This window comes from Actinoplanes sp. NPDC026623 (genome assembly GCF_040638275.1).
Lineage (GTDB): Bacteria > Actinomycetota > Actinomycetes > Mycobacteriales > Micromonosporaceae > Actinoplanes.
In genome coordinates, this window is record NZ_JBEZXZ010000082.1 from 1 (window position 1) to 22,152 (window position 22,152).

19 protein-coding genes are annotated in these 22,152 nt (G+C 71.9%); 3 read left to right on the forward strand and 16 right to left on the reverse strand.

All coding sequences use genetic code 11. From position 1 onward, the window contains the following. Positions 1–51: 51 nt before the first annotated feature. The 14 genes from AB0F10_RS23385 to AB0F10_RS23450 all read right to left on the reverse strand — a co-directional run bounded on the left by AB0F10_RS23385 (position 52) and on the right by AB0F10_RS23450 (position 16,653). A complete protein-coding gene (locus tag AB0F10_RS23385) occupies positions 52–1,677 on the reverse strand; it encodes an LPXTG cell wall anchor domain-containing protein (RefSeq protein WP_360628659.1) in 1,626 nt (541 codons plus the stop codon). A 158-nt stretch (positions 1,678–1,835) separates the two neighbouring features. Further along, positions 1,836–3,464, reverse strand: coding sequence for an LPXTG cell wall anchor domain-containing protein (locus AB0F10_RS23390; protein ID WP_360628662.1), 1,629 nt, complete (start codon positions 3,462–3,464; stop codon positions 1,836–1,838). 161 nt (positions 3,465–3,625) lie between these two features. Then, entirely contained in the window at positions 3,626–5,275 is a 1,650-nt protein-coding gene (gene cydC / locus AB0F10_RS23395; protein ID WP_360628665.1) for a thiol reductant ABC exporter subunit CydC, read from the reverse strand. Beyond that, positions 5,182–6,879 carry a thiol reductant ABC exporter subunit CydD gene (gene cydD, locus AB0F10_RS23400; protein ID WP_360628668.1) on the reverse strand — a complete coding sequence of 566 codons (1,698 nt, stop codon included), beginning with the start codon at positions 6,877–6,879 and terminating at the stop codon, positions 5,182–5,184. Before cydD ends, cydC begins: the two co-directional genes overlap by 94 nt. Then, positions 6,876–7,898: a cytochrome d ubiquinol oxidase subunit II gene (gene cydB / locus AB0F10_RS23405; RefSeq protein WP_360628671.1), complete on the reverse strand. Its 1,023-nt coding sequence runs from the start codon at positions 7,896–7,898 to the stop codon at positions 6,876–6,878. The genes cydD and cydB overlap by 4 nt, the downstream gene beginning before the upstream one ends. Positions 7,899–7,910: 12 nt before the next feature. Beyond that, on the reverse strand, positions 7,911–9,311 hold the full coding sequence (locus AB0F10_RS23410; RefSeq protein WP_360628674.1) for a cytochrome ubiquinol oxidase subunit I: 1,401 nt from the start codon (positions 9,309–9,311) through the stop codon (positions 7,911–7,913). A 272-nt stretch (positions 9,312–9,583) separates the two neighbouring features. Next, positions 9,584–10,087, reverse strand: a complete 504-nt coding sequence (locus tag AB0F10_RS23415; protein WP_360628677.1) for a hypothetical protein — start codon at positions 10,085–10,087, stop codon at positions 9,584–9,586. A 61-nt stretch (positions 10,088–10,148) separates the two neighbouring features. Then, the gene (locus AB0F10_RS23420) at positions 10,149–11,276 is read right to left on the reverse strand and encodes a hypothetical protein (RefSeq protein ID WP_360628680.1); all 1,128 of its coding nucleotides are present in this window, start codon (positions 11,274–11,276) and stop codon (positions 10,149–10,151) included. A gap of 183 nt (positions 11,277–11,459) precedes the next feature. Further along, positions 11,460–11,852: a VOC family protein gene (locus AB0F10_RS23425; RefSeq protein WP_360628683.1), complete on the reverse strand. Its 393-nt coding sequence runs from the start codon at positions 11,850–11,852 to the stop codon at positions 11,460–11,462. After that, a complete protein-coding gene (locus AB0F10_RS23430; RefSeq protein WP_360628686.1) occupies positions 11,849–12,574 on the reverse strand; it encodes an ArsR family transcriptional regulator in 726 nt (241 codons plus the stop codon). The genes AB0F10_RS23425 and AB0F10_RS23430 overlap by 4 nt, the downstream gene beginning before the upstream one ends. 69 nt (positions 12,575–12,643) lie before the next feature. After that, positions 12,644–13,303, reverse strand: coding sequence for a response regulator transcription factor (locus tag AB0F10_RS23435; RefSeq protein ID WP_360628689.1), 660 nt, complete (start codon positions 13,301–13,303; stop codon positions 12,644–12,646). Beyond that, positions 13,300–14,415 carry a sensor histidine kinase gene (locus AB0F10_RS23440; protein ID WP_360628692.1) on the reverse strand — a complete coding sequence of 372 codons (1,116 nt, stop codon included), beginning with the start codon at positions 14,413–14,415 and terminating at the stop codon, positions 13,300–13,302. The genes AB0F10_RS23435 and AB0F10_RS23440 overlap by 4 nt, the downstream gene beginning before the upstream one ends. A 403-nt stretch (positions 14,416–14,818) precedes the next feature. Further along, positions 14,819–16,282 carry a permease prefix domain 1-containing protein gene (locus tag AB0F10_RS23445; protein WP_360628695.1) on the reverse strand — a complete coding sequence of 488 codons (1,464 nt, stop codon included), beginning with the start codon at positions 16,280–16,282 and terminating at the stop codon, positions 14,819–14,821. Then, positions 16,279–16,653 carry a PadR family transcriptional regulator gene (locus tag AB0F10_RS23450; RefSeq protein WP_360628698.1) on the reverse strand — a complete coding sequence of 125 codons (375 nt, stop codon included), beginning with the start codon at positions 16,651–16,653 and terminating at the stop codon, positions 16,279–16,281. The genes AB0F10_RS23445 and AB0F10_RS23450 overlap by 4 nt, the downstream gene beginning before the upstream one ends. Before the next feature lie 119 nt (positions 16,654–16,772). Here AB0F10_RS23450 and AB0F10_RS23455 point away from each other — a divergent pair, with 119 nt between their 5' ends. Then, complete coding sequence (locus tag AB0F10_RS23455; RefSeq protein WP_360628701.1) at positions 16,773–17,774, forward strand: SDR family oxidoreductase; 1,002 nt, start codon at positions 16,773–16,775, stop codon at positions 17,772–17,774. Positions 17,775–17,791: 17 nt separating this feature from the next. Here AB0F10_RS23455 and AB0F10_RS23460 read toward each other — a convergent pair whose 3' ends face one another. Both AB0F10_RS23460 and AB0F10_RS23465 read right to left on the reverse strand, forming a co-directional pair. Further along, positions 17,792–18,469: a Pr6Pr family membrane protein gene (locus tag AB0F10_RS23460; RefSeq protein ID WP_360628704.1), complete on the reverse strand. Its 678-nt coding sequence runs from the start codon at positions 18,467–18,469 to the stop codon at positions 17,792–17,794. Positions 18,470–18,503: 34 nt separating this feature from the next. After that, positions 18,504–18,938, reverse strand: coding sequence for a hypothetical protein (locus AB0F10_RS23465; protein WP_360628707.1), 435 nt, complete (start codon positions 18,936–18,938; stop codon positions 18,504–18,506). Between the two features lie 310 nt (positions 18,939–19,248). Between AB0F10_RS23465 and AB0F10_RS23470 the strand changes: the two genes are divergently transcribed. Next, positions 19,249–21,570 (forward strand): isoamylase, encoded by a 2,322-nt coding sequence (locus AB0F10_RS23470; RefSeq protein ID WP_360628710.1) that lies wholly within the window; start codon positions 19,249–19,251, stop codon positions 21,568–21,570. A 48-nt stretch (positions 21,571–21,618) separates the two neighbouring features. Continuing rightward, positions 21,619–22,068 (forward strand): hypothetical protein, encoded by a 450-nt coding sequence (locus AB0F10_RS23475; protein ID WP_360628713.1) that lies wholly within the window; start codon positions 21,619–21,621, stop codon positions 22,066–22,068. Positions 22,069–22,152 lie beyond the last annotated feature (84 nt).

Below are 22,152 nucleotides of genomic sequence, written 5' to 3' on the forward strand. Positions count from 1 at the left end.
AGCAGGGGACCACCGGGAGGCCCGGCGATCCCCTGCTGGGTGTCGCTCCGCTCAGGCGGTGAACCGCAGGCGACGGCGGCGCACCAGCATCAGGCCCAGGACGCCGGCGAGCAGCAGCGCGCCGCCGGCCGCGCCGAGCAGGCCGGCGTTCGCGCCGGTGATCGGGAGGCCGCCGCCGCTGCCGCCGCTGGAGGCCCGCACCGTGATCTTCGCCTTGTCGTTGCCGGGGTCACGGTCGACGAGCCTGAAGCGTTCGTGATCAGGGTCCTCGTTGATCCGGACCTCGCCCGTGCCGGCCGAGGTGTTGTCGAGGATCTCGAAGGTGAAGTCGTACAGGGTCGACGCACCCACCCCGGTCTTGCCACCGGTCGGGCTGGGGTCCGCCGCCGACATCGGCGGCACGGTGCTGCACAGCCACTCATGGGACCTCTTGACGGTCTTCTCCTGGAAGCCGGAGCTCGAGGCGGCCCCGACGTGGGTCGGATAGCACCGCCCGTCGGCGTGGGTCACGTTCAGTCCGGCCGGGACGAAGATGTGCGCATCCGGGTCGACGTTGTTGAAGATGTCGTGGTAGAGCACGCCCGGCCCGTTGTTCTTGTAGCCGATCCTGGTCTTCACCTGGTCACCCTTGGCACCGGTGACCGTCGCCCCGATCGCGGCCAGGTCCGGGCGGCGCTTGCCGCCGACGGTGAAGGTGGTGTCCTGAATGTTGTTGCCGGGGTACGCGTCGACCTGGCCGGCCGCCCGCGCACCCTTGCCCTTCTTCGGCACGGCGCGCAGCGAGACCGGGCCGCCGGTGCCCTTCTTGCCGATGATGCCGCCGACGTTGTCCCAGCTCTCGAGATCCTCCTTCCAGTCGGAGAGGGTTGACCAGCTACCGAACACGGACAGGCTGCTGCCTACGGCAGCGTCGGCCGGCACCTTCACGTGCATCGGCTTGGACATCTCATAGGTGGTGCCGGTCGCCAGCTCCTCGGTGAAGGTGCAGACCACCAGCCTTCCGTACGTGCAGTTGCTGTAGGTCTCGCCGACGAGCAGCCCCGGTTTGTCGTTCCCCAGCTCCAGCACCGCGCCCTTGACCGGGTTGGGTCCGTCGTTGGTCGTCCGCATAGGTGCCGGGAAGCTCTTGCCGGGATCGACGGTGACCCGCCCGCCGAAGCTGCCGGCCAGGTCGACCTTCTCGCCGATGGCGACCGTCGAGCGGAACGCGACAGCCGGGCCGTCGTCAAGCCGCGCGGTGAAGGCCAGCTGGCCGTCGGCGCCCAAGGCGGCACCATTCTTTCCGCGCACCGACAGCACGACAACGCCCACCATGTTCGCGCCCGGGTGGAGGCTGAGCTGCGGGTCGAGGGTCTCGCACGTGATCACCGTGCCGGCCTGGTCGCAGCGAAGGCCGCGCTTCTCGTCCATCGTCACGGTGGCGATGTCGTCGACGTCGGCCGTGTCCACGGTCACGGTCACCTTCCCCGCCACCACGGGCTTGGTGCCCGGCACGTCGACCCAGGTGTGCACCAGCCCGAGCTTGTTCTCTGTGCCGGCGGCCACCGTGAGGCCGGGGAAGTGCAGGCGCACGGCGGGACCGGCGGCCAGGGCCGGTGTGCTGGGCACCGCCACGGCGGCGGCCGCGAGGAGCGCGACCGCCGACCCGGACAGCAGACGTTTCAGATTGCGGCGCATTGTTGATTTCCTCCCCGTGACGACAAAGCCGCGTGAGCCTAATTCACGATGCCTTCTCGAGCGACCCCGTCGTTCGGCCGGATCGGTCCACCGTGGACGGCAGCAGGGGATCACCGGAAGGCCCGGTGATCCCCTGCTGGGTGTCGCTACCGCTGGTGTCAGGCGGTGAACCGCACGCGACGGCGGCGCACCAGCATCAGGCCCAGGACGCCGGCGAGCAGCAGCACGCCGCCCGCCGCGCCCACCAGGCCGGCGTTCGCGCCGGTGACCGGGAGGCCGCCGCCGGTGCCGCCGCTGGAGAGCTCCACCGCGATCTTCGCCGTGTCGTTGGCGGCGTTGCGGTCGATGTTGTGGTCCTCGATGTCGTCGTCTCCGGGCTCCTCGCCGCACTCGCAGCCGATGACCTCGTTGATCCGGACCTGGCCGGCCTTGGCGGAGGCGTTCTCGCGTACCTCGAAGGTGAAGTCGAACAGGTTCGACGCCGCCGCCTCGGTCTTGTCAACCTTGTTGAAACACAGGTACTCGGAGGCGGCCGTGACGTCCTCGTACATGTCGTCGGGGTCGGTGTCGGCCGGGTAGGCGAACGGCATGCACGCCTCGTCGACCTTGGTGGTGCGCAGTCCGGCCGGGACGAAGACGTGCGTCAGCGGGTCGACGTTGTCGAACATGCCGAGGTAGAGCGCGCCCGGCCCGTTGTTCACGTAGCCGACCTTGGCCCGCACCTTGTCACCCGCGGCACCGGAGATCGTGGCCCCGATCGCGGCCATGTCCGGGCGGCGGTCGCCGCCGACGACGAACTCGCTGACCATGATGTTGTTGTCCGGGTTGGTGTCGACCTGGCCGGCCGCCCGCAGGCCCTTGCGCGCCGGCACGGCACGCAGTGCGACCGGACCCCCGGTGCCCTTCTTGCCGAGGATCTCGTCGTCGAGGTCGAACCCGAGGTCGATGAGCTCCTTGAAGTCCGAGGGGGTGTACCAGCCACCGATCACGCTCGCGCGGCTGCCGGCGGCGGCGTCGGCCGGCACCTTCACGCGCATGGCCTTGGACAGCTCATAGGTGGTGCCGGTCGCCAGCTCGTCCTCGAAGGTGCAGGACGTGATGAGGCCGTACCGACAGTTGCTGAAGGTCTCACCCTCGGTCATCTTCGGGTCCAGGCTCTCCAGCACCAGCACCGCGCCCTTGACGGGCCGGGTTCCGGTGTTGGACACCTGCACGTCGAGCGCGGCGCTCCGGCCGGGCGCGACGGTGACCGGCTTGGCCATGACACCGGCCAGGTCGACGCCCGCGCCGATGTCGACCGTCGACTGGGACGTGGCCGCCGGGCCGTCGTCGACCTGCGCGGTGAAGGCCAGCTTGCCGTCCTCGCCCTCGGCGGCGCCGGGCTTCGCCGTCACCGACAGGGCGACCATGCCCAGCAGGTTCACGCCGGGCTCAAGGTAGAGCTCGTCGTCGATCTCGCACTTGATCACCGTGCCGGCCTTGTCGCAGAGGTCGTCGCCGTACTCGTCGAACTCGTCGAAGGGCGCCACGGTGGCGATGCCGTCGACGTCGGCCGTGTCCACGCTCACGAAGATCTTGCGGGTCACCGTCGGCTTGCCGCCCGGCACGTCGATCCAGAGATTCACGAGGCTGACCTTGGGGTCCTTGCCGACCACCGAGATGTCGGGGAAGTGCACGCGTACGGCGGGGCCGGCGGCCAGGGCCGGGGTGCCGGGTGCCGCCACGGCAGCGGCAGCGAGCAGCGCGACCGCCGATCCGGACAGCAGACGTTGCAGGGCACGGCGCATCGTGGGGTTCCTCCCGGTGATCGACAAAGCCGCGTGAGCCTAGTTCACGAAAGATCGTCGAGCGACCCCGTCGTTCGGCCAGAGCTGGTCCACCTTGACCGAAAACGGTCACCGTCTCCGGACGGGGTGGGCGGCCGCCGCTCCATAGTCACCGAATGTGTTCAGAGCCTTACTGGAATTGCCCCGGCGGCGGACAGGGTGACCACCTCGTCGACCGCCGCCAGGTCGTCCGTGCGGTGGGTGATGAGCAGGACGGAGCAATCGCCCGCCGCCGCCAGCAGGTCGCGGGTCAGCGCCGCCGCGGTCTCGTCGTCGAGGTGTTCGGTGGGCTCGTCCAGGATCAGCACCGGCGCGCCGGACAGCAGCGCCCGGGCCAGCGCGAGCCGCCGCCGCTGCCCGCCGGACAGGGCCAAACCGTGCTCGCCGACCAGGGTGTCGAGCCCGCGCGGCAGGGAGTCCACCCAGTCCAGCAGCCTTGCCGACCGCAGCGCGGCACGCAGGTCGTCCGGCGCCGCGTCGCGGCCGGCGAGGCGCAGGTTCTCGCCGATCGTCGTGTCGAACAGGTAGGCGTCCTCGCTCAGGTAGCCGACGATCCGCCGGATCCGGTCGGGCGCCAGGTCGCGCAGGTCGATCCCGTTCAGGGTGACCCGGCCCGACCGGGGGTCGAGGAAGCGGACGAGCAGGGCCGCGACCGTGGACTTTCCCGATCCGCTCGGGCCGACCAGCGCGACCCGGCCGCCCGGCACGAGCACCAGGTCGACGTCGCGCACCGCGGTGCGACCCGGCACCCAGCCCGCAGTGACGTTCTCAATACGCAGCGTGTACGGGCCGGCCGGCACCTCGGCCGGAACGGGCGCAGTGGTCACCGGGACGGGCGCCGCGAAGACCTCGGCGAGCCGGCGCAGGGCCGCCCGCGCACCGGCCCAGCGCTGTGCGGCCGGCGGCAGCGTGCCGGCGGTCTCGAACACCGCGAGCGGCGTGAGCACGACGACCGCGAGCAGCTCACCGGCGAGCTGACCGCTGCGGACGGCCACGGCACCCGCGGCGAGCCCGACGATCAGGCACAACCCGGTGCCGAACGCGGTCACCGCGGCGGAGACGCCCGCGGCGGCGGCCGAGCGCTCCTCGGCGCGGCGCAGCCGGGCGTCCACCTCGTCGAGCCGGGACAGCTGACGCGGCACCGACCCGTACGCGGTCAGGTCCGGCAGGCCGTGCAGCAGGTCCACGGTGGTCGTGGCGAGCTCGCCGCGCAGCGGGGCGAGCCGGCCGTCGGCGCGCCGTGCCGCCGCCGACTGCAGCCTCGGCACGACCACCCCGACCAGCACCAGGGCCGCGGCGAGGGTCATGCCGGCGGCCGGCAGCAGCGTGCCGACCAGGGCGACCGCGCCGGCGCCGACCAGCGCGGCCACGGCGTACGGCAGCAGCACCCGGGTCACCAGGTCCAGCACGGCGTCGACGTCGGCGACGAGGCGCTGCGCCAGGTCGGCGCGGCGGAAGTCGGCCAGCCCCGCCGGGGCGAGCCGTTCCAGCCGGGTGAACACCCGCACCCGCAGCCCGCCGAGGATCCGCAGCGCCGCGTCGTGGCCGGCGAGACGCTCGAGGTAGCGCAGGACGCCGCGACCGATGCCGCAGGCGCGGACCACGACGATCGCGACCATCAGGTGCAGCACCGGCGGGTGCTGCGCGGCGCGCGAGATCAGCCAGGCGGACGTGGCCATCAACGCGACGCCGGCGCCCGCCGCGCCGACCCCGGCGGCCACCGCGACCAGCAGCCGGCCCGAGGCGGGCCGCAGGACCGCGAGGACGTACACGCCGCGACCGCCGCCGGCGCCAGGCTGATCTCACGGTCGGCGAGGGCGATCAGCTCCGGGCGGTGCGCGGCGATGACGACGGTACGGCCGCGCGCGAGCCGCCGCACCGCGGCCAGGATGCCCGCCGCGGTGCCGGCGTCGAGATTGGCGGTCGGCTCGTCCAGCAGCACGACCGGTGCGTCGCGCAGGAACGCCCGGGCCAGCGCGACCCGCTGCCGCTGCCCGGCGGAGAGGCCGGCGCCGTCGTCGCCGAGCACGGTGTCGCAGCCGGCGAAGCCGTCCACTCCGGCCAGTCGCGCGGCACCGGCCACGTCGCCCGCCGCGCCGAGCGCGATGTTCTCCCGGACCGTCCCCGCGAACAGGTGGGGCCGCTGCGGCACCCAGGCGATCCGGGCGCGCCAGGCCTCGGGGTCCACCGCCGGCAGCGGAACGCCGCCGACGGTGACGCGGCCCGAGTCCGGCGCGACGAGGCCGAGCAGCACGGCGAGCGCGGTGGACTTTCCGCAGCCGCTGGGCCCGGTGAGGGCGACGATCTCGCCCGGTTCGATGCGCGCCGACAGCCGCAGGGCGTCGCGGTCGCGGCCCGGGTAGCGCACGACCACGTCCTCGAAGGCCAGGACGCCGGCCGGCGGGGCGGCGGTGCCGGCAACCGGCGCGGGCGTCTCGAGGATCTCGAACGCGTCCGCGGCCGCCGCCAGGCCCTCGGCGCTGGCGTGATAATTCGCGCCCACCTGGCGCACCGGCAGGTACGCCTCCGGCGCGAGGATCAGCACCAGCAGCGCGGTCCGCAGGTCCAGGTCCCCGGCCACCAGCCGCAGCCCGATGCCGACCGCGACCAGCGCCACCGACAGGGTGGCGAGCAGCTCGAGCACCAGCGACGACAGGAACGCCGTGCGCAGGGTGCGCAGGGTGAGCCGCCGCTGATCCGCGCTGATCCGGCGGATCACGCCGGCCTGCGCGCGGGCCCGGCCGAACAGCTTCAGCGTGGGCAGGCCCGCGACGACGTCCAGGAAGTGGTGCGACAGCCGGGCCAGCAACCGGAACTGACGGCGGTTCGCGGCCTGGCTGTGCAGGCCGATCAGGGCCATGAAGACGCCGATGAGCGGCAGGGTCAGCGCGATGGTCACGGCCGCGACCGGGTCGGCCGGCACCAGCCGGGCCAGGACGATCGCCGGCACCAGCGCCGCCAGCACGAGCTGCGGCAGGTACCGCGCGAAGTACGCGTCGAGCGCGTCGAGCCCGCGGGTCACCAGCGTGACCACCGCGCCGGTGCGGGCCGCCCGGTTCGCGCCCAGCGCGGCCAGCCGGGCGAACAGCAGCCGGCGCAGTTCCGACTTCGCACCGGCCGCGCAGCGTGCGGCGGCGACCTCCTGCGCCCACGCCACGAGGCAGCGCCCGGCGACCACGACGGCCAGCCCCGCGAGCACCGGCGCCAGGTCGGCGACGGCGGCACCGTGCAGGAAGACGGCCGTGATCCCGTACGCGAGCAGGGAGGCCTGGGCGACGATCAGCGCGGCGAGGGCGACGCCGAGCGCGACGGTGACCGCCAGGTACGACCGGGCCGAGCGGGCGTACCGGAGCAGCCGCGGGTCGAACGGCCTCACCGGGTCTCCCCCGCCGGGGCCGGCACGACCGGGATGTGGTCGAGGGTCAGCCGCCGGCGGAACACCCAGTAGGTCCAGCCCTGATAGACGAGCACGATCGGCGTGAACACCACGGCGACCCAGGTCATCACCCGCAGCGTGTACGGGGTGGAGGCCGCGTTCGTGGTGGTGAGGCTGTAAGCGGCGTCGATGCTCGACGGCATGACGTCGGGGAAGAGCGTGACGAACAGCGCGAACGTGGCGAGCACGACGGTCGCGCCGGTGGCCACGAACGCCCAGCCCTCCCGGCGCAGCCGGGTGGCGATCGCGGCGCCGGCCAGGCAGAGCGCGGCGACGCCCGACAGGATCCAGCCCGCCGGGTCGTGGTGGGCGGCGGCCGTCCAGAGCAGGAAGCCGGCCGCGACCACGATGGCCGGCACGGCGAGGGCGGCGGCGAGCCGGCCGGCCCGGTCGCGCATCTCGCCCCCGGTCTTGAGGGCGAGGAACACGGCGCCGTGCAGCGTGAAGAGGGCGAGGGTGGTGAGCCCGCCGAGCAGCGCGTACGGGTTGAGCAGGTCGGCAAGGCCGCCGACGTACTCGTGGTCGGCGTCCAGCCGCACCCCGCGCACGATGTTGCCGAACGCCACGCCCCAGAGCAGCGCCGGAACCAGGCTGCCGCCGATGATGCAGTAGTCCCACCGGCGCTTCCAGCCCGCATCGTCGCGCTTGCCGCGGTATTCGAAGGCGACCCCGCGCAGGATCAGCGCCACCAGGATGATCAGCAGCGGCAGGTAGAAGCCGGAGAACAGGGTGGCGTACCACTCCGGGAAGGCGGCGAAGGTGGCGCCGCCGGCGACCAGCAGCCAGACCTCGTTGCCGTCCCAGACCGGGCCGATCGTGTTGATCAGCAGCCGCCGCTCGCGGTCGTCGCGGCCCAGCACCGGCAGCAGGATGCCGACGCCGAAGTCGAAGCCCTCCAGCAGGAAGTAGCCGGCCCACAGCACGGCGATCAGGCCGAACCAGACGGTGGTGAGTTCCATGTCCCGGGCCTCTCAGTACGCGAAGGCGAGCGGTCGGTCGGCTTCCTCGTCGTCATCGTCCGGCGGCGGCGGCACCTCGGGTGCTCCGGCGCCGGCGTACTTCAGGAACAGGCCGACCTCGACGACCGCCAGCACGCCGTAGAGCAGGGTCAGGACGACCAGCGAGGTGGCGGCCTCCGCGGTGCTGACCGACGGCGAGCCGCTCTCGAAGGTCTTGAACACGCCGAAGACGGTCCACGGCTGCCGGCCGACCTCCGTGAAGATCCAGCCGAAGGAGTTGGCGAGCAGCGGCATGAAGATCGTGGCGACGGCCGAATACCACAGCCAGCGGCTCGTCGGGGTCCGGGCGCCACGGGTGGCCCAGAGCGCCGCCGCCGCTATCAGCATGGCGAGGGCGCCGAAACCGATCATCAGGCGGAACGACCAGTAGGTGACCGGCACGTACGGCGTGTAGTTGCCCGGGCCGTACTTCGCGGCGTACGCGCGTTGCAGGTTGTTGATCCCCTCGACCTCGCCGGACGGGCTGCCGGTGGCCATGAAGGACAGCAGCGACGGGATCCGGACGCTGGCCACCTCCTCGCTCCCGTCGAGCGAGCCGATGGTGAACAGGGAGAAGCCGGCCGGCTCGGACGTCTCGTAGAGCGCCTCCGCCGCGGCCATCTTCATCGGCTGCTGCTCGGTCATGATCCGGGCCTGCAGGTCGCCGGTGATGAGCACGCCGACGCCGGCGACCAGGATCACCCACGCGCCGAGCCTGAGGCTGGGCCGGAAGACCTCCTCCTGGTTGCGCTTGCGCAGGTGCCAGGCGCTGACCGCGAGCAGCACCGCGCCCGCGGTGACGAAGCACGCGGTGATCGTGTGCGGGAAGGTCACCAGCGTCGTGGAGTTGGTCAGGACCGCGCCGATGCTGTGCAGCTCCGCCCGCCCGGACTCGGCGTTGACCTCGTACCCGACCGGGTGCTGCATCCACGAGTTGGCGGCCAGGATGAAGTAGGCGGACAGCAGCGTGCCGATCGACGCGAGCCAGATGGTGGCCAGGTGCAGCCGCTTCGGCAGGCGGTCCCAGCCGAAGATCCACAGCCCGAGGAAGGTCGACTCCAGGAAGAACGCCAGCAGGCCCTCGATGGCCAGCGGCGCGCCGAAGATGTCGCCGACGAAGCGCGAGTAGTCGCTCCAGTTCATCCCGAACTGGAACTCCTGCACGATGCCGGTGACCACGCCCATCGCGAAGTTGATCAGAAACAGCTTGCCCCAGAACTTGGTGGCGCGCAGATAGTGCTCCTTGCCGGTACGCACCCAGGCGGTCTGCAGCCCGGCCACCAGCGCCGACATCCCGATGGTGATCGGCACGAAGATGAAGTGGTAGACGGTGATGATGCCGAACTGCCATCGAGCAAGGTCGAGCGCGTCCACGGAGAGTGTCCTTTCCACGATTGGCTCGAGTCTGGAGAACGCCGGCGGCGCGACGTAGGGCTGAAGGTCCCGGCACCGGGGACGATGGACCCACGCGCGCGCCGTCCTAGGAACCTGGCCTGCAGGCCTCACCGCGGGCGTCATCGAGCGGGCACCCGACGGGGTGCAGTGCCCACTGTGCATCATTTCCGCAGGTCAGGCCGGGCCATTCCGGCACTTCCACACGCCCGGATGACCGGGCGGAGCCGCCAGCTCACGGACGTCGCGCCCGCTCAGCGAAGAGTGAGCCGGAAGACCCTCGCGCCCGACGCCCACGCCGAGCGCAGATCGTTCCGATCCGGATTGCCGTCGGAGTCAAACCCGATCTTGTTGAACTTGGCGAAGTTGTGATTGTCCCGGGCGATCACGGCGTAGTTCTCGACCACGGCCGCCTCGTCCGCGAGGACGGTGACGTCGGCCAGGCGCCGCTCGCCCATGAAGCGGACCTCGATCGGCTCGCCGGTCCGCAGGTTCTTCCCCCAGGCGAACGGCGACCCGATCAGCAGAGCGCCCTCGTGCCGGGTGTATGCCACCGGCACCGAGTAGCGCCGCCCCGACTTGCGCCCCACCACATAGAGCGTGATCAGCCGCTTGCCGGCCTGCCGCGACAGGAACGGCACGCGCAGCAGCCCGCGGACGAACCTGTTCGCCACGCCCTGCAGCGCCATCGTCTCGGCCTGACCCCCGGGGCCCGAGGCTCCCGGCGACGGCCGTGACCCGGCCGGATCGTCTGTCATGCGGCGACCTTCCAACGCTGATCCCGATGCCCGCGTCCTGCCGCGAAGGCTATACCTCGCCTCACGGTGGTTGCGGCCAGTCCACCGTGTTTGTTGTCCACTCGGGATCGGGTCGCCGGACGAACATGGCGTTTTCGTGCCGGAAAATGCCGTCCTCGTCCAGATCCCTCCGGACCATCATGAAGGTCTCGGGGGTGGAGCCGGTGTGATCGGTGACGATCTCCGCGACCGGGGACGTGACCAACGTCTGACCCTCGGCCTGGGTGGTGAATGCGGCCTCCGGCGTGCCTTGCCAAGGGCCCGCGAGCTGGTGCCCCTGCGTCTGCGTGAATCCCGCCTCGCTGTCGCCGAAGGCGGAGAAGATGAGGGTGCTGCCGTTTCGCAGGGAGATCGCCGGATCGCCCATCACATTGCCCGTCTTGAGTGACCACTGCCAGGACAGGGTGCCATTTCCGGCACGCTCACCGTGCCCGTACTGCATGGAGCGTTGAGATGTGCTCAGCGCGAGGTCCGGGATTCCTTCGTCGTTGAGGGTGACGGCGATCCGGCTGTCGAAGGTCTCGTTCGGGGTCAGCGTTTCCCACGGTCCCTGATCCGCGCCGACGAGCGTCGTGTGCGCCGGACGGCCGTTCGGATCGCGGACGAAGACGTGGATGGTGTCGCCGGAGACGATGGCCGTGGGGTCGCCTTCGGCGTCGCCGCCGTCAAGGCGGCGCCAGTCGCGGTAGGTGTCGCCGTCCGGCTCGTCCTGCGTCGCGAAGAGGAGTTGCCGGCCCGCCCGCGCGAACAGCCGGATTCTGCCGTCGGGGCCGGTGACCGCGTACGAGGCGCCGGAGATCTGCGCCTCCGGCGGGTTCTCCACGGGCTCCCAATCCGTCCAGATGCCGGGATCGTGGCGCCTGGTACGCACAATCGTGCCGGCCTCCGGGTCACGCGCGAACACCTCGAGATGATGATCCCGTGATCTCATCACCACGCTGATCGGCCCCTCGAGCCGAGCGCCGTGCCGGCCGATCAGCTCCGGGTGGGTGTATTCCCAGAGCCCGAGGGCCGGCCACCCGATCCGGATCACCGGCATGTACTGGTGGTACAGCTCGCCGCCGGAAAGCTCCAGCAACTCACCGCGCCCGTCATCGTTGCGAATGAAGGCCAGCGAATACGACTTGTTCGACAGATAGTGTGGCAGCACGCATCCCACCGTCGCGCTCAGCAGGCACAGCGCGGCACATGCGCCGGTGACCCTGAACAAAAGCCGGCCAGAACGCAGCATTTCCGGAGAATATCGGCGGGCATTCCGTGGTCCGTCCCGGACACACCGGAACAGTCACTCGAAAGAAGTCCGGAACTGCTCGACGCGCGAAACCGCGGAGGGTCAGCCGGCGGCCGGCTGGAAGAGCTCGACGGGGTTGCCGGCCGGGTCGTCCAGCACGATCTGCCGGCCGCCGGGCCCGCTGACCACGTCGCTGCGGAACTCGACCCCGGCCGCGCGCAGCCGGGCCACCTCGGCGGCGATGTCGTCGACGAGCAGGTGGATGCGGTTCCAGCCGCCGGGGTGCGGGGTGCGGCCGTCGGGCATCGGCCGTCCCGCGGAGCTGGCCGGGCCGGACAGCAGCAGCCGCAGGTTGCCGCGCCGCACGTCGGCGAAGGCGGGCGGGAAGGCCGTGTTCGCCGAGAAGCCGAGGTGGGTGGTGTAGAAGTCGACGGCGGCCTGGACGTCGTCCACCAGGTAGCGGACGTGGACGGTGCCGTCGGTGTGGCTGGTCATGATCCCTCCGATGGTTGTCGAGCGGCGATGTCGTGCAGCAGGAACTCGATGCGCGTGCCGAGCTCGGCGGCGGTGCGCGCGAAGGCGGCCGGGCCGTCCGGGTCGCGCGCCGGGTCCGGAACGCTCCAGTGCGCGGCCGGCGGGTGGCCCGGGAACTCGGGACAGATCTCCCGCACCCGGTCGCACAGGGTGATGACCCGATCGAAGCGCCGGCCCGCGAATTCGTCGAAGTGTTTCGGGCGGGCGCCGCCGAGCTCGGGGAACAGCTCCATCGCGTACGGATGGAGGGGTTTGGGGTGGCTCCCGGCGCTGCAGGCCTCGACGGCCGGGCCGCCACGGCGCCGCAGCAGCGCCTCGGCCATCTGGGAACGGGAGCTGTTGCCGGTGCACAGGAAGAGCACGCTCGCGCGCACCTGTGGCGGCGGGGACGGCCGGGCCATCCGCAGGGCCGGGTGCAGCGCGGCGCCGGTCGCGGCGAGCATGGCGCCGCAGCGCTCGAGGTCGAGGCGGTAGAAGGTGTCGCGGCCGTCGGCGGTGCTGCGCCGCGCGCCGACCAGCTCCGCCTTGCGCAGCCGGCCGAGGTGGTAGGAGACCAGGCTCTGCGGCTCGTCGAGCAGGGCGGTCAGCTCGTGCACCTGCCGGTCTCCGGCGGCCAACTCGCTCAGCAGCCGCCACCGGACCGGGTGGCCGGCGGCGTGCAGGAAGGGCGGCGGATCGACCATGCGCCCAGAATACATCAAACAGATTTGATGGATTGCCGCGTCATAGGCATCCGGGCGGTTGAGCAAGGCTCAGCGGTGGGGCACGACAAGCCCGGACTCGTACGCGAGGATCACGAGCTGCGCCCGGTCGCGGGCGTGGAGCTTGACCATGGCCCGGTTGACGTGGGTCTTCGCGGTCATCGGGCTGATCACCATGCGGGCCGCGATCTGGTCGTTGGACAGCCCCTGCGCGACCAGGGCGACGGACTCGCGCTCCCGGCCGGTCAGCCCCGCAAGGCTCGCGGGGGAACCGGTGGAGAGCGGCTGGCTGACGAACCGGTCGATCAGCCGGCGGGTGATCGACGGGGCGAGCAGCGCGTCACCGCGCGCCGCGACGCGCACGGCGTGCAGGAAGTCCTCCGGCACGATGTCCTTGACGAGGAATCCGGCCGCGCCGGCGCGCAGCGCGTCGAACACGTACTCGTCCATGCCGTAGTTGGTCAGGATGACGACGTGGACGCCGGCCAGCATCGGGTCCGCGGCGATGCGCCGCGTCGCCTCGATGCCGTCGACGACCGGCATCTGAATGTCGATCAGGGCGATGTCGGGCAGGTGCTCCCTGGCCAGGGCCAGCGCCCGGCTGCCGTCGGCGGCCTCGGCCACCACCTCGATGTCGTCCTCGAGGTCGAGCAGCGCACGGAATCCGCTGCGGATCAGCGGCTGGTCGTCGACCAGCAGGACCCGGATCACGGCACCCGCTCCAGGGGCAGCTCGGCCTCGACGGTGAAGCCACCCCCGCCACGTGGCTCCGTACGCAGGCGACCGCCGAGGGCGGTGACCCGCTCGCGCATCCCGAGCAGCCCGATGCCCGGCACCGGCGCGGTGCCCGGCGTGGCCTTGCCGTCGTCGTCGACGCGTACGGCGAGGGCGTCTGGGCGGAAGTCGATCCGTACCGACGCGGTGGCGGCGTCCGCGTGCCGGGCGACGTTGGTGAGTGACTCCTGAACGATCCGGTAGACGGTCCGGTCCACCGCGGCCGGCACGTCGGGCCGTTGCCCCTCGACGGTCAGCGTCGCGTCGAGGCCGATGGTGCGCGCCCGTTCCACCAGCTCCGGCACCTGGTCGAGCCCGCGCGGCGGGGTCGTGTCGTCGTCGCGCAGCGCGCCCAGGGTCGCCCGCAGCTCCCGGAGCGCCTCGCGCCCGGCCTGCTGGATCGCCAGCAGGGCGTCCGGCACCGGTTCGCCGCGCCTGCGGGCGACGTGCACGGCGACGTCGGCCTGCAGCCTGACGATCGAGATCTGGTGGGTGAGCGAGTCGTGCAGCTCCCGGGCGATGCGCAGCCGCTCCTCGTCGGCGCGCCGCCGCGCGGTCTCCTCCCGGGTCCGCTCGGCCTGCTCCGCCCGCTGCTCGGCCTGCCGCAGCGCCTCCCCGGCGGCGCCCGCCGCGATCAGCCAGGCCAGCTCGAGGGCGCCCCGGGCCCGCGCGAACGCCTCGCCCGCGTCGTGCGGGCCCGACGCCGCGGCGGCGAGCGGGAGCGTGGCCAGCATCGCCGCGCTCACCGCGATCGTGACGGCGCGGTGCCCGGAGCGCACCGCGGCGTAGACCGCGAACAGGTACGCCACGGCGGGAACGTCGAGGCCCGCGGCCTGATATCCGACCGCGCACGACCCGGTGACGACCAGGACGGTGACCGGGGCCCGGCGGCGGGCGGCCAGCGCCAGGCCGCCGGCCGCGAGCAGCAGGTAGCCCAGCAGGTCGAGGCCCGTCGCGGGGTGGCCGCCGGACAGCCCGGTGACCAGCAGCGTCGCCGCCACGCCGACGGCGATCGCCCAGTCCGCGACGACGGCCCGGCGTGTGCCCATGCGCGCACCCTAGCCGGATGCCGCCGCGGGCGAATCCCGCCCGGGGACGAGCCGGCACTACCGCGCCCGCGGTATTTCCCCGGCTCCTGCGGCGTCCGCGGCAGCGCGAGGTGCAGGCGTACGCGGGACGCGCCCTGGAGCGCTGACGCCCGATCGCGGCTACCGCGCGGCCGCGATCTGCCCGCCGAAACGTCAGGATCTGCCTGCCGCGATCGTCATAGCCCAGCGGACGCGGCACCCCGCCGAAGCCGGCCCCGCCGAGATGCAGCAGCAGCTCATCCACGCACGCGGACCGGGCGTGCCGCGGCCGCCGCATCGTGTCACCCACGCGTACGGGGCGGGCCGCCGGCCAGGCGGCCCGCCGCGCGCGCTCGGCGGAGCCCTCCATCCCTCCAGGATCCGGTCAGCGGAAGTCGAACACCAGGGGGAAGACCAGGACCACGATCCAGGCCCAGGCGGCGTACACCGGGAGGTAGCCGGTCTGCCACCGCTCGAGGGTCTCGAACGGCGTGCGCCGGCGGATGAGCTTCAGCAGCACCCACGCCGACACCGCGAGGTTGACCAGCAGGATGATGTTCTCGCCGAGCGCCGCCGCCTTGTTGGGCGTGGTGCCGAACTCGGACATCCGCCCGGTGATCTCCAGCAGCACCAGCAGGTCGACGGCGAGCGCGCTCACCACGAGCGCGATCTGCAGCTTGTCGAACAGGCCGGGCGGGGCCAGCGGATCGCGGGCCGACACCGAGTAGAGCAGCAGCCCCAGCACGACGACCAGCAGCAGGTTGAACAGGATCAGCGCCTCGCGCTCGACGTTGATACCCGTGCTGGTCAGCAGGACGGCGGCGAGGAAGGCGATCAGGACGGCGGTGAACAGCGGCGTGAACAGCCGGGTGAGCACCGGGGCGATGTTCTCCACGACGCTCTGCTTCGCCTCGACGAGCCACCCGGCGACGACGACCGCGGCGACCGCGCCGCAGGGAATCAGCCACTGCGAGATGAACGCCTCGGAGTCGATCCCGATCGCCTCGAAGGTGCCGGCCGTGAAGGCGGTCAGCACGATGCCGCCGAGGGCTATGAGGACGAAGTAGACGAACCATTCGCCGGTGAAGCGGATGAAGTCCATCCGCCGCCGCGACGAGCGCCAGTCCTCGGCCACGTACGCCAGGCCCACCACCAGCCACAGCGCGATCGGCAGGTGGATGCTGGTGATCACCAGCGACTGCGACTCCTCGGGCAGCGGATAGGCGTTGGCGCCCACCGCGCCGAGCACGAACAGGGCGACCAGCACGCCGATCACCGGGCGCCGGGCCTGCCTGCGCCAGGCGAGGAGGCCGGCCAGCCAGGTCAGCGCGAACAGGCTGAAGTTCCGGGCGTAGAACGAGGCGTCCTGATCGAGGTCAAGCCCGAACAGCGCCGGCACCTTGATGGACACCGCCGCGCCGGCCGCGCAGGCGATCGTCGTCCACAGGTCGCGCCGCGACCGCCTGTCGCCGGCCGGGCCGCTGTCCGCGCCGGTCAGCACCAGTTGCTTCCAGAGCCGCTCGGAGTGCTCCCGGGCGAACTCGCGGGACAGCTCGTCGAGGCTGCCCATCCGCTTGACCGCGACCAGGAACGCCTCGTCCGGGCTCAGGCCGGCCTCGACCAGAGCGTCGACGGAACCACGGAGATGGTCCTCGAGCTCGTCGGCGTCGGACGGCTGCAGCTCCCGGCGGCGCTCCACGTACTGCCGCCACTGGGCGAACTGCGCCTCGAGCTCGTCCTGAGCGCCGGGTGCCGTCACGGCCGGGCCCGCGGCGGCGTCGCCGTGCTCGTTCAGTGCCGTCACGGCCGGGCCCGCGGCGGCGTCGCCGTGATCGTTCGGTGCCGTCATGCCCAGGCCTCCAGCACTATCCCCGGCCGCGGGCCGGGCTCGCCCAGGCCGAGCCAGACGCCCTTGAGCGCGTCCACGACCGTGTCCCACTGGCGGCGCTGCTCGGCCAGCTCGGCCAGGCCGGTGGCGGTGATCTGGTAATACTTGCGGCGCCGCTCGCCGGTGACCGTCTGCCAGCTCGACTCCACGTGCCCGAGGCGCTCCAGCCGGTGCAGCAACGGATACAACAATCCCTCGGTCCAGTCCAGCTCGCCGCCGGACAGTTCATTGATCCGCTTGAGGATGGCGTAGCCGTAGCTCGCCTCCTCGGCCAGGATGCCCAACACCATCGGCACCGCTGAGGCGGCTACCAGATCCTTCGCAACCTTCATCGACCGCACCCCCGCTCTTACCCTAGAAGTACGATGCATAGTAGTGGTAGGTATCCCGTCGGGGAAGTCACGCGGGGTCGATGGTTTCCGGGTGGCCGTTTCGAGGAACAGATCCGGTCATGGCGAGAATTTCGGTAGTGACGGGTGCCAGCGGCGGTGTCGGCCGGGCGACCGCCCGCGCGCTGGCCGCCCGCGGCGACGCGGTGGCCCTGCTGGCGCGGGGCGAGGAGGGCCTGGCGGGCGCGGCCGAGGACGTCCGGGCGGCCGGCGGCGTGCCGCTGCCCATCGAGGTGGACGTGGCCGACTTCGCGGCGGTCGACGCCGCGGCGGAGCGGGTCGAGAAGGAACTGGGCCCGATCGACCTGTGGGTCAACGACGCGTTCAGCTCTGTCTTCGCGCCGTTCACCGAGATCGACATGGACGAGTTCCGGCGCACCACCGAGGTCAGCTACCTCGGCTACGTCTACGGCACCCGGGCCGCCCTCACCCGCATGCTGCCCCGCGACCGCGGCACGATCGTGCAGGTCGGGTCGGCGCTGGCCTACCGTGGCATACCGCTGCAGAGCGCCTACTGCGGTGCCAAGCACGCCATCCAGGGCTTCCACGAGTCGCTGCGGGTCGAGCTGCTGCACGACCGGAGCAACGTGCACGTGACGATGGTGCAGTTGCCGGCCGTGAACACCCCGCAGTTCGGCTGGGTGCTGTCCCGGCTGCCGCGCCGGGCGCAGCCGGTGCCGCCGATCTACCAGCCGGAGGTGGCGGCCCGGGCGGTGCTGTACGCCGCCGACCATCCGGCCCGCCGCGAGTACTGGGTGGGCGGCTCGACCGCGGCGACGCTGCTGGCGAACGCCGTCGCGCCCGGAATCCTGGACCGCTACCTGGCCCGCACCGGCTACCGGGGCCAGCAGACCGACCGCCGCCGCGACCCGGATCAGCCGGCCAACCTGTGGCGGCCCGCGGACGGGCGGACCGGCCGGGACGAGGGCGCGCACGGCGACTTCGACTCCCGGGCCACCTCACGCAGCGCACAACTGTGGGCCTCGCAGCATCACGGCGCGGTGGCGGCGGGCGCGGCGGCCCTGCTCGCCGGCGCCGGATGGGCCCTGGCGAGAAGGCGCTGACCGCCCGCCCGCGCGGATCAGACGCGCGCGGGCTCGGCGGCGGCCGTCTCGTCACCGGCGGGCACCGGGCGGCGCCCCCGCAGCCGGTCGATCAGCAGCAGGATCGCGCCCAGCCCCGCGAAGATCAGGCCGAGCTCCACGAACTGGCCCGCCACCCACCCGTACCCGTGTTCGGTGGGGTCGAGGAAGAAGTAGGGGTAGCGGTCGGAGATCGTCGGGATCGCGATCGCGCGCAGCACCGACGCCACCCCGTAGCCGAGCGGGTACAGGATCCACAGCCAGAGATCGCGCCACGGCGACACCCGGCGCGGCCCGAACGCGATCCAGTCGATCAGGACCAGCGTCGGCACCACGTAGTGCACCAGGAAGCGCGACCAGTTGACCGCCTGCTGCGCCGGGTCGTCGATCCAGAGCCCCGGCAGCGGGTTCGCACCGCCCTGCAGCAGGAAGTGCGAGATCAGGCCGGTGATGAGGATCCAGAGGGTGACCGCGCCGCGCAGCCGCGGCGCGGCCGGCTCGACGGTGTTCCGCCGGACCATCCAGTACAGGACGCCGCCGAAGTAGCCGAGCGTGATCAGGTTGCTCTGGCTGGTGTAGTACGCGATGCGGTACTGATCGGCGAGGAGGCCCACCAGCCCCGACCCGACGATGAGCACACGCAGCCACAACTGTGGCCGAAGCCAGACCGTCACCATGGGCAGGAACCGTACAGCGCGCCGGCGGATCCCCCTACGCCGCGCAGGCCTCTTTCAGCTCCGCGACGGCCGACTTCAGCTTCGCCTTGCTCGGCTTGCCCTCGGGGTCCTTCTGCTGCGCCGCGTCGAGGTCCTGCATCGCGGCCGAGACCTGGTCGACGGCGGCGAGGACCCGCTTGTCGGTGGCGTCGATCGAGGCGGCGGACAGCTGGGCGGCGCCGGCCTGATAGGCGGCCCCGACGGCGTAGTGACCGGCCGGCGGGCCGATCTTCTCGGCCTTCGCCACCGACGCGGCGGTCTCCTTCACGGCGTCGAGGAGCTCGTCGCAGGCCTTCTTCGTCGCAGCGTCGAGGCCCGCGAGGGCCGGGCTCGGCGCCACGGACGCCGCACCGGGCGCGGGAACGGCCCCGGCCGCCGCGGGCGACCGGCCGGCCTCGGGGGTGCAGCCCGACATGAGCGCGATCGCCACGACGGATGAGACGACAGGACCTGAATGACGACGCCGCAACGTGAATCCCTCAACTCGGTCGGTGTGAGCGGGGAACGTATCAGATCATGCGTTGACGGCTCTTGCAGACCATTGCAACGACTTCCCGCCGCCCACCGGACGCCGTCGGGCACATCGGCCCGCTTTGCGCGCCTAACGGCCGTTAACATCGACGTCATTAGATGGTAGCTTCGTGGAAACATTGCAAGGTCTTGCAGCGATCACGGTCGGCGACGGGCCACTAGCCGGCTTCCTCGTTCCACTCCCGTCCCCCCACGAGGAGGTCTTCGCCATGCATCCCCGCATAATCCGGCGCCTCGCCCTGGCCGTCACCACGCTCGTCGGCGCGACCGCGGTCCTGTCCGCCGGCGTCGTCACCGCGCCGCCCGCGCAGGCCGCGATCGACGCACAGAGCCTGGGCGCCCGGTACGGCGCCGGCAACACCACCATCACCTTCCGGGTCTACTCGGCGACGGCCACCCGGATCGCGGCCTACCTCTACAGTGCCGCCACCGGCGCGCAGGAGAAGATCAGCTACGTCCTGACCGAGAACGCCGACACCTTCTCGGCGACGGTCAGCGTCGCCGACCTCACCGCGCACGGCATCACCGGAACGGTGTACTACGGCTACCGGGCCTGGGGCCCCAACTGGCCCTACGACGCCGCCTGGACGAAGGGTTCGACGGCCGGATACCGCTCCGATGTCGACGCCGCCGGCAACCGGTTCAACCCCAACAAGCTCCTGACCGACCCGTACGCCAGGGAGATCAGCCACGACCCGCGCACGCCGGCCCGCAACGACATGAGCGGCTACCGCTCCGGCGCCGACCGGGCCATCGACACCGGCACGTTCGCGCCCAAGGGCATCGTGCTGTCCCCCGCGACCGGCGGCTCCGGCACGAAACCCACCCGGGCGTTCAAGGACGACATCGTGTACGAGGTGCACCTGCGCGGGCTGACCAGGAACGACCCCTCGATCGCGGCGGCGTACCGCGGCACCTACCGGGGCGCCGGGCTCAAGGCGGCCTACCTCGCGTCGCTGGGCGTGACCGCGGTGGAGTTCCTGCCGGTCCAGGAGACGCAGAACGACACCCACGACGTCGACCCCACCAGCACCGCCGGCGACAACTACTGGGGTTACATGACCCTCAACTACTTCGCCCCCGACCGCCGCTACGCCTACGACCGGTCACCCGGCGGGCCCACCGCGGAGTTCCAGGCCATGGTGAAGGCGTACCACGACGCCGGCATCAAGGTGCTTGTCGACGTCGTCTACAACCACACCGGCGAGGGCGGGCCGCAAGGCGACAAGAATACCTATGACGTGTTCTCGTGGCGCGGCCTGGACAACCCGACGTACTACTCGCTGACCACCGACCGGCAGGGCCCCTGGGACAACACCGGCGTCGGCGGCAACTACAACACCGCCAACCCGGTCGCGCAGAACCTCATCGTCGATTCCGTCGCCTACTGGAAGAACACGCTCGGCGTCGACGGGTTCCGGTTCGACCTGGCGTCCGTGCTGGGCAACACCTGCCAGCACGGCTGCTTCAACTACAGCCGCACGGGCGCCGGCACCGCGCTCAACCGCCTCGTCGCCGAGATGCCCGCCCGGCCGGCCGGCGGCGGGTCCGGTGTGGACTGGATCGCCGAGCCGTGGGCCATCGGCGGCAACAGCTACCAGGTCGGCAACTTCCCGGCCGGCTGGTCGGAGTGGAACGGCATTTACCGCGACACGGTACGCCGCGACCAGAACAAGCTGGGCGTCGACGCGGTCACCCCCGGCCAGCTCGCCAGCCGCTTCGCCGGCTCGTCCGACCTGTACGGCGACGACGGCCGGCGGCCGTGGAACTCGGTCAACTTCATGGTCGCCCACGACGGCTTCACCCTGAAGGACCTCTACTCCTGTACGGACAAGGACAACGACCAGCCCTGGCCGTACGGGCCGTCCGACGGCGGCTCCGACGACAACATCTCCTGGAATCAGGGCGGGGTCGCGGCCGACCAGCGCCGGGCCGCGCGCAACGGCCAGGCGCTGCTGATGCTGTCGGCCGGCACGCCGATGATGACCGGCGGCGACGAGTACCTGCGCAGCGTGAAATGCAACAACAACCCGTACAACCTGGACTCCAGCGCCAACTGGCTCGGCTGGGCGCCCGACACCGACCAGACGAACTTCGCCACCTTCACCAACCGGCTGCTCGCCTTCCGCAGGGCGCATCCGGCGCTGCGGCCGGTGGACTTCTACACCGCCTCCGACACCAACGGAAACGGGCTCGGCCAGCTCACCTGGTTCACCCCGGCGGGCACGACGCCGGACGCCGCGTACTGGGCGGACCCGAACAACCACGCGCTGGCCTGGCGCATCGACGGCAGCGAACTCGGCGACGCCGCGCCGGGGATCTACGTCGCCTACAACGGCTGGTCCGCGGATGTCACCTTCAGCCTGCCCGCGCCGCCCGCCGGCCGGCAGTGGTACCGGGTCACCGACACCTCCGCCTGGGCCGAGGGGCCCGGCCAGGTGGCCACCCCCGGCACCGAGGCCCTCCTCGGCGGCGCCGGGACCGGGTACGCGCTGCGCGCCCGCGGCCTGCTGCTGCTCGTGGCCAAGTAGATACCGCGGGGTGATCGCTTCGGTACGGCGCCTCGACAGGATCCGCACATGAACTACTACGCTCCACAGCCGACCGCGCCGCGGCCGGAACGCTGGACCGGCGTTGTGTGGATCATCGGAGCGGCGGGTGCGCTGACGGTGACCCCGATGCTGTGGCTGATGGTCGGTCTCACGATGGGCTGGGGGCGAGACTGCTCGTCCCCGCCCGGCGCGCCCTACGACGTGCCGGCGGGCTGTGCCAGCGAGGGCCTCAGCGCGCTGGCCTCCATGTCGATGCTCGGATCGTGGATCCTTGTCACGGTCGTCGTCTCGGTGGTGTTCGGGGTGCTCGAGGGCCGCTACCGCAGGTTCGCCTACAAGCGCCGGACCTGCGCGGTCCTGGTGACCCTCGCGACGCCCTGGGCCATGGCCGGGTACGCCCTCGGCAACGGCCTGGGCCGGCTGTCCCCGGCGCCGGTCGGCGGTTCCTTCGACCCGCCGCCGTATCCGCATCTGTGACCGGCACGCCCCGGCGCACCGCCGGGGCGCCTCAGGCGATGAACCGAACCTCCGGGAAGGCCCGGCGGCGGGTCGGTGCGGCGG